This window comes from Peribacillus sp. NPDC055009 (assembly GCF_053608705.1).
Window position 1 is genome coordinate 102,939 of record NZ_JBSGVZ010000006.1, and the last position, 15,115, is coordinate 118,053.

Consider the following 15,115-nt stretch of genomic DNA (forward strand, 5'->3'; position numbering starts at 1 on the left):
ACATGGGCACGCAACTAGAAATGAAGAAGATTTCGATTGAATTTCCGGGGGTGAAGGCGCTGAGTGATGTTGATTTTTCCGTAAAATCGGGGACAGCCCACGCATTGGTCGGTGCAAACGGAGCAGGGAAATCGACGTTAATGAAAGTATTATCGGGAGCCCATGTTCATTATTCAGGTGACATTTATATTGATGGGGTGAAGAGGGATATCCGCTCGCCAAAAGCGGCTCAAGAACAAGGCATTCAAATTGTTTATCAGGAAGTGGATACCGCCCTCATCCCTTATTTAACGGTTGGGGAAAATGTAATGTTGAATGATATGGTCCAAAACATGGGAAAAAAACAGATGGTCCAATGGAAAGAGCTGCATAACCAAGCGGCTTCTATTCTTGAAGATATGAAAATTCGTGTCCCTTCGAAAAAGCTGGTAAGAGACCTTACCTTGGCTGAAAAACAGATGGTCCTGATAGCAAGAGCCGTTTCGACAGAATGCAAATTCCTGATTCTCGACGAGCCAACTGCTCCGTTAAGTCATACGGAGACGACAGAACTTTTTCGAATTGTAAATGAATTAAAGCAAAAAGGCGTGGGAATCATTTTCATTTCACATCGTCTGCCCGAAATTTTTGAAATCTGTGAGGAAATTACAATCATGAGGAATGGGGAGCGTGTCACATGTCGAAAGAAGGAAGACATAACCCGTACCGAAGTCGTAGAGAACATGCTTGGAAAAACCATGGATGAACAGTTTCCTGAAGTGAATGCTTCGATTGGCGACGTTATTCTGGAAGTGAACGGATTGTCAGATGCAGAGAAAGTTAAAAATGTCAGTTTGAATATTAAAGCAGGCGAGATAATCGGCTTGGCAGGGTTGGTCGGGGCTGGGAAAACGGAGCTGTGTAAAACCCTTTTCGGCCATACGTCCATCACAGCGGGGGAAGTCATCCTGAATGGTCGAAAGCTTTCCTTGAAATCACCGCACGAAGCAGTAAAAAGCGGTCTGGCACTTGTACCTGAGGAACGCAGGAAAGAAGGGGTCCTAGTTCAGGAATCAGTCTCGGCGAACTTGACGGCAGCCAGTCTTGGCAAATTCTCCAAGACATTCAGCTTCGTGAATCGCAAGGCGGAAAAGGAAAGAGCGAAGGAAATGATCGCAAGCCTCGGCATTAAAACTCCTTCAGGGGAAGTGAATGTCGAAAACCTTTCAGGTGGCAATCAGCAAAAAGTTGCCATCGGGAAATGGCTTATGGCCGATGCGGATGTATACATATTCGATGAACCAACGAAAGGGGTCGATGTTGGAGCCAAGAAGGATATATTCGAATTGATTGCAGAGCTTGCAAGGAATGGGAAGGCGATCATTTATGCATCATCCGAGCTTTCCGAAATCATTGGCATTACCAACCGGACATATGTGTTATATGACGGGAGCACTGTCATCGAATTAGAAACAAGTAAAACGAATGAAGAAGAACTACTATTCTATTCAACAGGAGGAAAATAGAATGAGCATACCCAATCCTGTTACACAGACAGCGAAAGTGAAGAAAAAGGTGGAACTATTCGACTTTTTCTATAAATACGGCACAATATTGACGATTATCATTCTGATTGGAATTTTTGCCGTGTCCAATCCATCTTTCATTCAAACTACGAATCTGGTCAACATCCTGCGTTCCATTTCAATCGTGACCATCATTGCGATCGGCATTACGATATCCCTGACCGTCGATGGCTTCGACCTTTCCGTCGGCTCCGTCGCATCATTGGCCAATGCCATCGTCATCTCGATGTTTGTCTGGTTTTCACAGGAGACATTAATTGCCATATTAGCTGCGATCGGTGCCTCACTTGTCGTAGGCGCCTTGAATTCATTCATGATCGTTAAATTGAGAATTCCCGACATGCTGATGACTTTGGCTACCATGTTCATTATCCAGGGAATTGCCCTTACCTATACAAAAGGGGCCACGGTTTCGCAAAATATGGTCATGCCAGACGGGACGTTCGCAACAGGACTGATCAGCCCGTTTTTCGCCAAAATTGGCCAGGTACCGTGGATAATCCTGATCATGGCCGTCATTGTGATAGCGACCCATATCTTTTTGACTTATACGAAGCACGGTCGTTATATGTACATTATTGGGGGAAATAAGGAAGCGGCGAGACTTTCCGGGATATCGGTCAATAAATACAAAATCCTTGCCTACCTGCTTTCAGCTCTATTAGCTGCAATCGGGGGTATTGTCCTAGCTTCAAGGGTCATGACATCGGAAATCAATTCAGGTTCCCCCTATTTAATGGACGCCGTTGCAGCAGCCTTCATTGGTTCCTCCGTTTTAGGAGCGGGAAAACCGAATGCCTTTGGAACCTTTGTCGGTGCAGTCCTGATAGGAATCCTTCAAAATGGTTTGATCATGATGTCCGTTCCGTATTATGCGATGGATATCGTCAAAGGAACAGTGCTGGCACTTGCGCTCGCGGTAACCTATTACAAGCAAAAACATTAAAATGTATTCGTTGCTTTACTCTACAAAAATCCAAAAATATGAAAAAATCCTGTTGTAATGCAACAGGATTTTCCTTTTTAAAAAGGGATGGGTTAAGGGGGTCGTCATCATTTTACTTACGCTAAAATGGCGGCAGGAGCACTTTTTGAACCCTCATTGTTGGAGTATAAAGATTGACCGCAACCTTATTTACCTTTTAATAAGATTGATAATGATCTATTGTAAAGTATGAACATTCATATCATATACTTATCTAAAGGAGAGTGTAGACTTATGCGCGAAACCTGTGTTCCGGCAGGTGTGAAACCGAATGAAACTGGCTTTGGATATACGCTGTCCTTGATAGGCGGCAAATATAAAATGATCATAATGTATTGGCTGTCTGAAAATAAGGTCATGCGTCATAATCAGCTGAAGCGAAGCATCGGTACCATTTCCTTTAAAACGCTAAGCATCATGTTAAAAGAGTTGGAGGCAGACGGCCTTATCATACGCAAGGAATTCCCCCAAATACCTCCAAAAGTAGAATATTCATTATCTGAACGTGGTCTATCTCTCATCCCATTGTTAAATATGATGTGCGAGTGGGGAGAGAAAAACAGTTTGCCAGTTCAGGAGACTAAACAGCCGTAGGTGTAGCTATTTTGATTAAATCAAAAGAAGTATTTCCCTGACAAGGAAATACTTCTTTAATGAACTGCCTATTAAAGGTTATCGACAAAATTCAAATAATCTTGCGAGCTTTTTTCCAATTCGCTCACGGATGGCTCATTTTCAGCACCATAAAACGCAAAGAATGAACGATAATCTGCATTGCAGTAAAGGAAGGTAGTTTCAAAGGGAGATAATAAATGTTCAAGTGTATAGCGATATCTTCCTTCTTCACTATAATCCTCTTTGTTAATTCCAGCAGATACAGCTAAAGCAGCTTTGCGATTCTTTAATTTATCCCCTCCATTTGAACCATAAGCCCAACCATAAGTAAAAACATCGTCAAGCCATCTTTTTAGGAGAGGCGGACAATTAAACCAATAAAAAGGGAACTGTAAAACAAGATTACTATGCGATTCGATTAATTGCTGTTCTTTTTCCGCATTAATGTTTCCGTCAGGGTAAACCTTATACAATTCGTGTACTGTATACTTTTCCGGATATTTCCTTAGCGCTTCTACCCATCGCTTATTTATGAGGGATGTTTCTAGACTGGGGTGTGCTACGATAACAAGAGTTTTCAAAGATATCTCCTCCTTAATTATTATTTATTTTAAGTATAAAGTGCACTCTGCAAGCACGTAAGTATGCACTTTTAGTATAGGTACTTACCTAAAGGAGAGTGTTAAATCAGGTATAACTAAAAAAAACGATCTGTAAATTCCAATATGAGGAAGATATTAATAAGGGAATCTTAAAAGGTCAGATAGACACGCTCATCTTGTCACTTTTACATAAGAGGGATATGTACGGCTTTGAATTAGCCAAAATTGTTCGTGAAGAAAATATTACAGACTTACATCAGTGGGTGAAGAAGGCTTTAAACAAAAGCGCCTGGAATGGGAATTTGTAAGAGATGTGATTGATTCCTTTTTAGATTGGGGGAAATAAGGAAGCGGCTAGACTTTCCGGGATATCAGTTAATACCTATCTGATTTCAGCTCTATTTGCTGCAATCGGGGGAATTGTCCTTGCTTTAAGGGGCATGAAATCGGAAATCAATTCAGGATCCCGCTATTGATGCCGTCGCAGCAGCCTTCATTGGTTCCTCCGTTTTAGGAGCGGGAAAACCGAATGCCTTTGAAACCTTCATCGGTGCAGTCCTGATCGGAATCCTTCAAAATGGGCTGATCATGGATGTCCGTTCCGTATTATGCGATGGATATCGTCAAAGGAACAGTTCTTGCCCTTGCGCTCGCGGTAACCTATTACAAGCTAAAACACTAAATTTTTACGAAAGATTAAGAAGAAAGAGGAAGAGGGTTCTTTTTAACCCTCTTTCCAATACACTCACTATATTTTGTTTTTATAAATGACTTTGTTCACATCGTGCCTTACTGTTTTGTGACCTTCTTTAATTCCTTTCCCCATGGCGATAAGCATAACATCTAAATACCTATCAGAAATTTTTAAGGCTGACTTTAATTGTTTGGAATCATACCCGGACATTGTAATGGTTTCAAGACCTGCCTCGTTCGCCAATAAAACTAACGACATTGACGCCAGGCTTGCGTCTCTTATTAATTCAACCTTTAAATCTTCTTTTGATTTATTTAGATAATAATTGATTGCCGCGTTTGTTAGATAATCTCTTACTGATGCGTCAAAATAACCTTTTTGAAACTCATCCTCATGTATCATTATGATATTTTCTTTTTCAAATGCTTGATAATCACCTAGTATAACAATCAGTACTGAGGCCTCAATTACCTGTTGCTGATTAAAAGCAATGGGCAGTAACAAATTCTTTAAATATGGTTCATCTATAACCAGGTATCGTGTTGCTTGAATATTGTTTCCGTTAGGCGATTTACTAGCTCCTTCAATAAATGTCGCCAACGTTTCGGGACTAATTTTATAATCGGGATCGTACTGCCTTACGGAACGTCTTTTTTCTATGATCTCCCTTACACTCATCGTGTTCACTCCCAATGTTATATTTGCTTCATAATCAGAGTATAATGGACACATGATGTAGAAGAAAATAACGCACAATAAAGTGGCATAGCCACCTTTATGTGCCTATTCAGGAGGAATGAGGAATGAAGAGTTTAAATACTGGAATAAATATTTTCATGAATACTGTAGGAGGAAAGTGGAAATGCTTAATCCTCTTTTTTCTGAGTCAAAAACCAATGAGGACAAAAGAGTTTTATATTCTAATACCGGCCATTACCCAGAAAGTTTTGACCGACCAATTAAAGCAGTTGGAAAGAGATGGGCTTGTCCGAAGAGAAGTATATAAAGTAGTACCACCAAAAGTAGAATACAGTTTAACTGAGTTGGGTCAATCCTTTGTACCTGTATTAAATACAATGTGTGAATGGGGCACTACATATGCAGTTGAACAAAATCTCGAAAGACAAGAACAAATTTGTCGCCATCATAAATAGTAAGAGCTGCATCAACTAGGAGTATGGCTTTTTTTTTGACAAGTTCAGTGATGCAAGCAGAATTTATTCAAGTTATCAGTATAATTGTCAGAAATACAAAATGTCTTGAAGATGACTTTTGGCAGTCTCTCTAGAGATTGTAATAACTAACAGGTGCTTTACTTTAAAGTAGTTGCTTTGACCCGCTCTTTTTCTTAAAATGTAACGGTTAGTTGCATAAGATTTTTTTTGCTTTATAATTAGTACCAGGTGTTAATATCAAGTTATAAAATGATGCAATTCATACACACGAGGTGGCTATTCTATGTTCAAATCCAAAGCACGTATTACTGCGATAGGTTCGTATGTTCCTGAAAAAAGGTTAACAAATAAAGACTTAGAAAAAATGGTTGAAACCAATGATGAATGGATTGTTAAACGTACCGGTATTAAAGAACGAAGAATTGCACATGAAGAGGAGTTTACTAGTGATATAGGTTATAAAGCTGTAAAGGATTTAATGGAACGGTATGATAAATCTGTCGAAGATGTTGATATGATCATTGTCTGTACCTTTACTCCTGATTTCAATACTCCAAGTGTAGCATCTTTAGTCCAAGCAAAGCTAGGTATTAAGAATACTGGAGCTATTGATTTAAACGCTGCCTGTGCAGGATTTACTTATGGGCTGCATGTAGCTAATGGATTAGTAACATCGGGATTAAATAAGAAAATCCTAGTTATTGGAGCGGATACTTTATCAAAACTTATGGACTATGAAGATCGAGCCACTTGTATTTTATTTGGAGATGGCGGAGGAGCAGTTCTTGTAGAATATGATGAAAAACAGCCAAGTTTTCTTTCTTCACATTTATATTCGGAGGGTGAAGGCGGAAAACATTTATATAGTACAAACCTATCGACACGCATAAATGGTGAAGACTTAAATGATAGCGGCAACCTTGTACAAAATGGACGTGAGGTTTATAAATGGGCTGTCACGACCGTTCCAAAAGGAATGCAAACTGTGATGAAAAATGCCGAATATCAATTGAATGATGTTGATTGGTTCGTACCGCATAGTGCAAATTTAAGAATGATTGAGTCAATATGTGATAGAAGTGGCTTTCCAATTGAGCGTACTTTATATAGCTTAGTGGAGTATGGAAATACTTCTTCAGCGACAATTCCATTAGCTTTAGAAATAGGATTAAAAGAAGGGAAGCTCAGTGGTGGTGAGAAGGTTTTATTATATGGTTTCGGCGGTGGATTAGCTCAAGCTGGATTGCTTATCAATTGGACCCTATAACACTTTTTTCTGTTACTGATAAGCAGCTTTGTTCTTATTGATCTAAAGGGCCAGTTTAAGTTAACAAGGATACTAAAATAACAAAAGACACTGTACTAATAGGTATGGTGTCTTTGAATTATGTTAAGGGATTTCAAAATCTCCAAATGGGCGGAAGTAGCCTTTAGTAAGAAGTTTGGGTTGGTTAGTGATAAGTGAACAGGGCCAAAATATCATGTTTACTCCAATAGTTAGTGGGAATGCTATTTACAGTATATATCCCTGAAATTTGAGGAGGAAATATTAACATGCTTGATGCTAAGACCATAGAAATCGTTCAGGCAACAGCACCTGTTCTCAAGGAACATAGTAAATCAATAGGAAAGAGATTTTATGAATTACTATTTTCAAAAGCTCCTGATTTGTATAATCTTTTTAACCAAACGAACCAAAAAAGAGGAATTCAACAAGAGGCCTTGGGGTATGCAGTCTATGCTGCAGGTGAACATATTACGAACCTTGAAGCGATAAAACCTGTAATTAAAAGAGTTACTGAGAAACATCGTGCCATAGGGGTCAAGGCTGAACAGTATCCGGTTGTAGGTGAAACGTTGCTTCAAGCAGTTAAAGATGTGTTGGGTGACGCAGCCACAGATGAAATCATAGAGGCATGGGGAAAGGCCTATGGCTATATTGCAGATGCCTTTATTGATATTGAAAAAAACCTTTATGAGGAAACAGAACATCAGCCTGGGGGATGGGAAGGATATCGAAGTTTCAATATCGATAAAAAGATAAAAGAAAGTGATGTGGTAACCTCCTTTTATCTAAAGCCTACAGATGGAAAACCCATTGCCTCCTATCATGCTGGGCAATACCTAACACTTAAGGCTGAAATTCCTGGCGAGAAATATACGCACATACGCCATTACAGTCTTTCGAATTCACCTGGTAAGGAGTACTACCGAATTAGTGTTAAACGTGAAGATGCCCATGGAGATGCTCCATCTGGAATTGTATCTAACTATTTACATAGACAGCTGGAAGTTGGAGATACGCTGCAATTTTCTGCTCCAGCAGGTGACTTCGAACTGGATAACACCGATTTACCCGTTGTTCTAATTAGTGGCGGTATTGGAATTACACCTTTGCTTAGCATGTTAATTACCATTATAGAAAAGCAACCACAACGTCAGGTTACGTTTATCCATGCAACAAGCAATAGTCAAACACATGCTTTTAAAGATCATCTGCAACAAATAGTGAATGAACATCAACATATAAAATCATTTGTAGTCTATGGTGCACCATCAGAAGCCGATCGAACCTCTGGACATTTTGATAAAGAAGGATACGTGGGTTTAGACTTCCTGCAATCTGTCGTTCCATCAAAAGAAGCTAATTTTTATTTCTGCGGACCTATTCCTTTTATGGAAGCAATCAATGAGGCCCTGAATAAATGGAGTGTATCAAAAGACCATATTCATTATGAAGTATTTAGTCCACTCGCTATTTTAGGAGAAAAATAAGTAAACTACATTTGTGAATAAAAAGGATCTTTCATTGAAGTGAACCCAAATGGTTAGGCACTTTATTTAAACAGCCTTGAAGGCATGAACCCGGTAATCTACCGGGCTCATGCCTTTTTATTTTATATTTGGTCAAAAAAACTGCACCTCCATTTTGGGTGCAGTTCATTTACGGTTCTCTATTATCTTACTTAACATTCTCTTCGGAAGCGTTTGTTTTCTCTAACGAACCAATCTTTTGTTTGTTTATTGCATTTTCAGCGGTATTCAACTTTTTTCTCATTGGGAAGTAATACAAAACAGCTGGGACAACTAACCCAATAATCCAAGCGATATCTGCTCCTTCAAAAGCCTTGGCTATCGGTCCTACATAGAATGATGTGTTTATAAAAGGGATTTCCGCCAAGATTGATACAAGAAATGCCATACAAGTAATCCAATTTATTTTGCCATATTGACCGTTCACATCAAAAATGTCTTTTACATTGTAATGGCCATGTCGCAGCAAATAATAATCAACAAGGTTGATGGATGTCCAGGGAATTAAAAAATAACTAATGAAAAAGATGAAATTCAAGAAAAAGGATAGGAAATTACTCTGACCTAGTAAGCACAAAACGGTACCTGCTACTGTTACACAGAATATCATTCCTATTCGTACTTTCGGTGTGACCTTTAATTTAATAAACGGTTCAATTGTTGTTATGGTTGCCATGAATGCTCCATATAGGTTAAAGACATTTATAGCAAGCTGTCCAAAGATGATTATAAAGAACATGATTATAGCAAAATTTCCAAACAGGCTGGCCAAGTTACCGCCAGAGTGATCAAGGAAGTTAGGAATCGCTATGGTTAAGGTTGCGCCTAATGTCATCATCCATATAGTCCCGATGACTGTGCCAGCGTAACTATACCAAAATGTATGGGCCGTGGGTGTGGTTATCGGTAGATAGCGAGAATAGTCTGCAACGTAGGGGGCATATGCCAATTGCCATGTAGCAACCATACTCACTGCCAGCAAAAACACTGGTATATCCAAATTCCCAATGGCCCAACTGCCTGCCGGAACTTGCAATTGGAAGACTATATATGTAGCTACAATATAAATACAAAGAGACGCCCAGGATAATAATTTTTGCATTTTATGAATTAAGTTATAGCCATAAATGGTGGCCACGAAACAAAGTACATTTAAAAGTATTATGCTCCATGTTTGGTCGATCTTTGTTAAACTGCTTAAGGTTTGTGCTGCAAGCAAACCGCTGCTGGCAAAGAAGCCTAAATAGACAAACATAACGAGAAACAAGGGGAAGATGGCTCCGATTACACCAAATTGAGCCCGGCTTTGGATCATTTGCGGAATTCCGAGTTGAGGTCCTTGAGCTGAATGGGAGGCCATGAAAATGGCGCCTAATAAGGTACCGACAATAATTGCAGCCAGACTCCAAAATAAATTAAGACCTAATGTAATGGGCAATGCCCCGGTCACAAGGGTGGTAATATGCATATTTGCCCCAAACCAAATTGGAAATAAATCACGGGCCTTGCCATGGCGTTCATCTGCCGGAATATATTCTATACTGCGAGTTTCAACTTTCATCAATTTACCCCCTATCAAATTCGGTATACTACCATGTACCATGCAAGCTTATTTTATAGAATCACTATAATTGTAAGCGTATACAGATGTCAATATTTTCAGAAAAAATAATTTTTAGTTAACTATCATAAAATATCCGTTCATTCATCTAGTGAATTTCAATAAATCAGATTGATCATTAGACTGAATGATTGGAAATATTAAACTCTAGTTTGAAAATTGTGGAACAACATGTCTTCCAATAAAAAATAAAAATTTTATATTTTTTGAATTGACAGTCTATTTTTCATGACCTATAATTGCACTTATCAAGAGCTTGCATGGTACATGGTACAAACTTTTAAAAAGGAGGGGCTTTTCATTACAGCTATCTTAACGTTGGGGATTACTGCTCAGGTTACGAACGCTATACGCGAATCCATAGTAACTGGAGATTATGAACCAGGACAAAAATTATCGGAAACTGTTTTATCTGAATATTACAAAGTTAGTAGAACCCCTATAAGGGAAGCATTTAAACAGCTAGAAAGAGAAGGGTTAGTCGAGATCATTCCAAGGGTTGGAACATGTGTGACCAAACCAACTGAAAAGGAACTGGATGAGTTATTTACTTTAAAGGAAGTAATGGAAGGGCTCGCAGCGGGGCTGCTTGCAGAAAGCGGGAGTGCTGAAGACATTAATAACCTTAAGCAAGCAGTGTCTGACATGGAGGTTGCTATACAAACCTCGGATAAAAAGCTATATGTCGAGGCTAATGATGTTTTTCATTCAGTCATCCAAGAAGGCGCCAATAACTCTAAATTAAGTTACATGCTAAATTTGCTGCTCAATCAAATACCTTATAGACAGTATGTCTTTTTAACCATTGAAGATCCGAATCGCCGTGAGAGATCACTAAAGGAACATCAGGCGGTCTTGATTGCTATAGAGAAAGGCAATCGGGAGGAAGCGGAGAAGGCCATGCGAGAGCATGTAAAAGCAAGTGGAATGCAACTTAAAATGGACATAGCAAAGAAACTTGGTCAAAAAAAGTGATATGAGGGGGAATGAGTACTATGAAATTTGGAATCTTTGCAAACCTTGCAGGACAGGGAAGACATGATGAATATTATAAAGTGCTGGACGAAGCCCGTGAGCAAGCTATTTATTGTGATGAAAATGGTTATGATTCGATTTGGTATACCGAGCACCACTTTGGTCATGAAGGAAATGAATTGATTTCTAACCCGATCTTAATGGGGGCTGATATTGCTGCACGTACAAAGAACATTCGAATTGGACAAGCTGCGAATGTCGCCACTTTCTGGCATCCGCTGCGTTTGGCGGAAGACATAGCAATGCTTGATCAGTTAAGCAAAGGACGTGTGGAAGTTGGTCTGGCACGTGGATTATACGGACGGGAAGCGGCTAATTTAAACACTTTGGCTGATCCGGCAAATCAAGAACAAAACCGTGCACTGTTTGAGGAAACATTGGAAATTTTAAAAAAGGCTTGGTCAAACCGTTTCTTTTCACATCAAGGTGACATCTATCAATTTCCTCCTAAAGGTTTAAAGTGGAGTCACCCTATGAGCCCATCAACACCGGAATTTATGGATATGGAGAATGGAGAAATTGATAAGATTTCCCTTATGCCTAGACCTTACCAGCAATCACTTCCTCTGTGGCAGGTAATTGATTCACCGCGTTCTATTGAATTGGCCGCGGAGAACGATATACAAGGAATGTTTTGGATGCCGACCGTCAAAGAATTAAAAGGCCGTTTTGAACTGTACCGTGAAAGGGCTTCCAAATCCAAAGGCTATGAAGTGCCACTTGGTCAGGGTATTGCTTTGGTACGTGATGTATATGTAGCGGAAACGATGGAACAGGCTCGTCAAGATGCGGCAGAAGCAGTATTGAACAATTATCGCTGGATTTGTCACTGGAGAGGACTTAGCAACCTTATGGATCCGGGCGAAACAGTAAAAGAAGGGCAGGAATTGAACTATGAATTCTTACACCCAAGAAATTTATTGTTTGGTACACCTGACTATGTAGCAGAGAAAATTCAGGAATTGAAGGAAGAACTGAATTTGGAAACATTGCTGCTTTGGGTGAACCATAATGGTTTGCCACATGAAAAAATGATGAAAAGTTTAAAATTGTTCACGGAAGAAGTAATGCCAAGATTCACAAAAACTAAATTGGGGGTAATGTAAATGTTAGATATTCGTAAAGTGTATACAGCTATTGAAGAAACACGTATTGAGGGCGGTAAAAAAGTAGAGAATCCCATCAAGATGATAACAACTATGGCGGTTATCAAAAACCCATGGGCTGGAAGAGGATATGTTGATAATTTAAAACCGGAAATTGATGAATTTGCACCGCAAATTGGCGAACTATTAGTTGCTGAACTATTTAAGCACATTGATTCCGCTGATGACGTCGAAGCATTCGGCAAGGCAGCTGTCGTGGGTGTTGATGGGGAGGTTGAGCATGCATCAGCTTTTATCCACACTTTGAAATTCGGTAACAAATTCAGGGACGCCGTGAAAGGAACGAGTATCTTAAGCTTTACTAATAAGCGTGGTGGCGCTGGATCTGCGGTGCTCATACCGATGGTACATAAGACAGATGAGTCTGAACGCTCTCATTTCATTACATTTGAAGCTTCTATACCTGATGCACCTAGGGCCGATGAGATCGTTGTTGCCATTGGGGCTTCTACAGGAGGACGTCCTCATCCGAGAACAGGAAACAGGCATCAAGATATGGTTGAAATGGGGCTGGTTTAATGCCAACTACATTACATGGAAAAGATTCGCTTCATTATGAAGAGAAAGGGATGGGGCAATCGCTTATCTTTATTCATGGTGTTGGTCTTGATCTTACGATGTGGAAAAAACAAGTTGAAGATTTGTCGAAACATTTCCGTGTTATCACATATGACATGGTTGGGCACGGAGGATCTGAGCATCCTCCGGGTCCTTATTCCCTTTCACAGTTTGTTGAGCAGTTAGCAGAACTAATGAATCACTTACGGATTGAAGGAAGTCATATTATTGGTTTCTCCATGGGTGGTATGGTCGCTCAGGCATTTGCATTAAAATATCCGGATAAAGTGAAAACGCTAACAATTATGAACGCAGTGGCCAATCGGACGAAGGAACAGAGGAAAGCCGTTTTAAAAAGAGTGGAAGAAGTGAAAATAACGGGCCCTTTGGCAACAATTGAACCGGCCATTAAACGATGGTTTAATATTGAATTCTTGAATTCAAAGGAAGAAACTGTAAGTGAAATTCGGGAAAGACTTCAGACAAACGATGCTGCTTCATATTTAGCGGCCTATACACTTTTTGCAACTGCGGATGAAGATTTGTGGCCGCAGATCCACCAGATTAATATACCGACCCAAATTATAACAGGGGAGCATGATGTAGGTTCAAATCCCGAAATGGCAAGACAAATGCATGAAAAGATTGTGGATTCAGAATTAATGATAGTACCAAATATGAGGCATATGCTGCCGATAGAAGGAGCCAAAATAGTGAACGAAGCTATTAGGTCGTTTATTGAAAGACAAAAGCAAAGGGGTGACTCGATGTGAAAGAGCTGAAGAAATATCAGATGTATATAAACGGGGAATGGATAGAATCATCAAGTGGTGAATATTTCGATAGTTATAACCCTGCAACCGAAGAAGCTTGGTGTCAAGTCGCTAAAGGGAATGCTGAAGATGTAAATCATGCCGTTCAATCTGCGCATAATGCATTCCTGCATTCGGGATGGACCAATATGACATTCACGGAGCGGGGGCGTCTGGTTAGAAAGCTTGGAGAGCTGATTGCTGATCACTCTGAAGAGCTTGCGAAAGTCGAATCATTGGATAATGGGAAATTAATACGCGAAATGCGCGGTCAGGTAAAATATTTACCTGAATTTTTCTATTACTATGCGGGTCTAGCAGATAAAATCCATGGTCAAACCTTACCAATTGATAAAAAAGATATGTTCGCTTTTACATCCAAAGAGCCGCTGGGGGTAGTAGCCGCCATTACTCCTTGGAATTCCCCTCTTTATTTAACAACCTTGAAGCTTGCACCTGCACTTATTGCAGGAAATACCATAGTCATTAAACCTTCGGAAATGACTTCGGCCTCTCTATTGGAATTGGTGAAACTGGTTGAAGAAGCTGGTTTTCCACCTGGTGTAGTCAATGTAGTTACCGGCTTTGGAACTCCTGTAGGCGATACACTCACCTCCCATCCTCTTGTAAGGCGTGTGGCCTTTACGGGAGGTTCAGAATCAGCACGGCATATTGTTCGTAATTCGGCTCAAAATTTTGCGCAGGTATCACTTGAACTTGGAGGGAAATCACCCAATATCGTGTTTGAGGATGCTAATCCGGATAATGCGGCGATGGGTATCATAGCTGGTATTTTTGGTGCTTCAGGACAAAGTTGTGTGGCAGGTTCGCGTGCATTTTTACATGTTGATATTTACGATGAAGTGATGCAAAAACTCGTAGACAGAGTATCGAAAATCAAGATCGGTGATCCTTTTCAAGATGAAACAGAAATGGGTCCGCTGGCTACGCAGGCCCAATTGGAGCGAGTCGAAAAATACGTGGCTATCGGGTTAGATGAAGGTGGTAAACTTGTTTGCGGAGGTAAAAAGCCTGAATATTTAGAAAAAGGTTGGTATTTTGAACCCACGATCTTCGAGCATCACGATAATAATTCCCGTATTACAAAGGAAGAAATATTTGGCCCTGTGTTAAGTGTTATCCCTTTTAAAGATGAAGAAGAGGTTATTCAATTAGCAAACAGTACTGATTACGGATTGGCAGCTGGAATTTGGGTGAGTGATATTGCAAAAGCTCATCGAGTCGCGAAAGCTATACGTGCTGGAATTGTTTGGGTGAATACCTATCGAAGTATTTCACCAATTGCTGCAATCGGCGGATCTGGCCTAAGCGGTTATGGAAGAGAAGGGGGCTATGAAGCGATTCATGAATATATGCAAGATAAAGTTGTTTGGATCAATACATCATCTGAACCGATTCCTGACCCGTTCATAATGAGGTAATGGGGATTTTTGGGTAGGCACTTTTATCTAA

Annotated in this window: 14 protein-coding genes and 2 pseudogenes; 13 read left to right on the forward strand and 3 right to left on the reverse strand. The window is 40.0% G+C overall.

Features of this window, described 5'->3' with window-relative positions:
• The first annotated feature begins 2 nt into the window (after positions 1–2).
• From ACWF5P_RS11730 to ACWF5P_RS11740, 3 genes are all read left to right on the forward strand, one after another.
• On the forward strand, positions 3–1,505 hold the full coding sequence (locus ACWF5P_RS11730; RefSeq protein WP_434168392.1) for an ATP-binding cassette domain-containing protein: 1,503 nt from the start codon (positions 3–5) through the stop codon (positions 1,503–1,505).
• A 1-nt stretch (position 1,506) separates the two neighbouring features.
• Complete coding sequence (locus tag ACWF5P_RS11735) at positions 1,507–2,511, forward strand: ABC transporter permease (RefSeq protein ID WP_452444899.1); 1,005 nt, start codon at positions 1,507–1,509, stop codon at positions 2,509–2,511.
• 273 nt (positions 2,512–2,784) lie between these two features.
• Positions 2,785–3,144, forward strand: coding sequence for a winged helix-turn-helix transcriptional regulator (locus ACWF5P_RS11740; protein ID WP_063595313.1), 360 nt, complete (start codon positions 2,785–2,787; stop codon positions 3,142–3,144).
• 71 nt (positions 3,145–3,215) lie between these two features.
• Here the strand turns inward: ACWF5P_RS11740 and ACWF5P_RS11745 are convergent, their stop codons facing one another.
• Positions 3,216–3,746, reverse strand: coding sequence for an NAD(P)H-dependent oxidoreductase (locus ACWF5P_RS11745; RefSeq protein WP_434168394.1), 531 nt, complete (start codon positions 3,744–3,746; stop codon positions 3,216–3,218).
• Positions 3,747–3,874: 128 nt separating this feature from the next.
• Between ACWF5P_RS11745 and ACWF5P_RS11750 the strand changes: the two are divergent.
• Both ACWF5P_RS11750 and ACWF5P_RS11755 read left to right on the forward strand, forming a co-directional pair.
• Positions 3,875–4,113: pseudogene (locus ACWF5P_RS11750) on the forward strand (PadR family transcriptional regulator).
• Positions 4,100–4,449: pseudogene (locus ACWF5P_RS11755) on the forward strand (ABC transporter permease); the annotation flags it as partial. The pseudogenes ACWF5P_RS11750 and ACWF5P_RS11755, both read left to right, overlap by 14 nt.
• A gap of 66 nt (positions 4,450–4,515) precedes the next feature.
• On the opposite strand, the gene ACWF5P_RS11760 reads toward ACWF5P_RS11755, so the two are convergent.
• The gene (locus ACWF5P_RS11760; RefSeq protein WP_434168395.1) at positions 4,516–5,139 is read right to left on the reverse strand and encodes a nitroreductase family protein; all 624 of its coding nucleotides are present in this window, start codon (positions 5,137–5,139) and stop codon (positions 4,516–4,518) included.
• Positions 5,140–5,264: 125 nt separating this feature from the next.
• Between ACWF5P_RS11760 and ACWF5P_RS11765 the strand changes: the two genes are divergently transcribed.
• The 3 genes from ACWF5P_RS11765 (at position 5,265) to hmpA (ending at position 8,411) form a co-directional block, all read left to right on the forward strand.
• Complete coding sequence (locus ACWF5P_RS11765) at positions 5,265–5,615, forward strand: winged helix-turn-helix transcriptional regulator (protein ID WP_101224946.1); 351 nt, start codon at positions 5,265–5,267, stop codon at positions 5,613–5,615.
• A 304-nt stretch (positions 5,616–5,919) separates the two neighbouring features.
• The gene (locus ACWF5P_RS11770) at positions 5,920–6,903 is read left to right on the forward strand and encodes a ketoacyl-ACP synthase III (RefSeq protein WP_057278560.1); all 984 of its coding nucleotides are present in this window, start codon (positions 5,920–5,922) and stop codon (positions 6,901–6,903) included.
• Positions 6,904–7,190: 287 nt separating this feature from the next.
• Entirely contained in the window at positions 7,191–8,411 is a 1,221-nt protein-coding gene (hmpA, locus tag ACWF5P_RS11775; protein ID WP_434168396.1) for an NO-inducible flavohemoprotein, read from the forward strand.
• 187 nt (positions 8,412–8,598) lie between these two features.
• Here hmpA and ACWF5P_RS11780 read toward each other — a convergent pair whose 3' ends face one another.
• Positions 8,599–10,011 carry a purine-cytosine permease family protein gene (locus tag ACWF5P_RS11780; protein ID WP_101224944.1) on the reverse strand — a complete coding sequence of 471 codons (1,413 nt, stop codon included), beginning with the start codon at positions 10,009–10,011 and terminating at the stop codon, positions 8,599–8,601.
• Between the two features lie 327 nt (positions 10,012–10,338).
• Between ACWF5P_RS11780 and ACWF5P_RS11785 the strand changes: the two genes are divergently transcribed.
• From ACWF5P_RS11785 to ACWF5P_RS11805, 5 genes are read left to right on the forward strand one after another with little or no spacing between them, the layout of a single operon-like run.
• The gene (locus ACWF5P_RS11785) at positions 10,339–11,046 is read left to right on the forward strand and encodes a GntR family transcriptional regulator (protein WP_230177894.1); all 708 of its coding nucleotides are present in this window, start codon (positions 10,339–10,341) and stop codon (positions 11,044–11,046) included.
• A 20-nt stretch (positions 11,047–11,066) separates the two neighbouring features.
• Positions 11,067–12,212 (forward strand): LLM class flavin-dependent oxidoreductase, encoded by a 1,146-nt coding sequence (locus tag ACWF5P_RS11790; protein WP_434168397.1) that lies wholly within the window; start codon positions 11,067–11,069, stop codon positions 12,210–12,212.
• Positions 12,213–12,791, forward strand: coding sequence for an amino acid synthesis family protein (locus ACWF5P_RS11795; protein ID WP_057278565.1), 579 nt, complete (start codon positions 12,213–12,215; stop codon positions 12,789–12,791).
• Positions 12,791–13,603, forward strand: coding sequence for an alpha/beta fold hydrolase (locus tag ACWF5P_RS11800; RefSeq protein ID WP_101224941.1), 813 nt, complete (start codon positions 12,791–12,793; stop codon positions 13,601–13,603). The genes ACWF5P_RS11795 and ACWF5P_RS11800 overlap by 1 nt, the downstream gene beginning before the upstream one ends.
• A complete protein-coding gene (locus tag ACWF5P_RS11805; protein WP_230177892.1) occupies positions 13,600–15,084 on the forward strand; it encodes an aldehyde dehydrogenase in 1,485 nt (494 codons plus the stop codon). Before ACWF5P_RS11800 ends, ACWF5P_RS11805 begins: the two co-directional genes overlap by 4 nt.
• Positions 15,085–15,115: the final 31 nt, after the last annotated feature.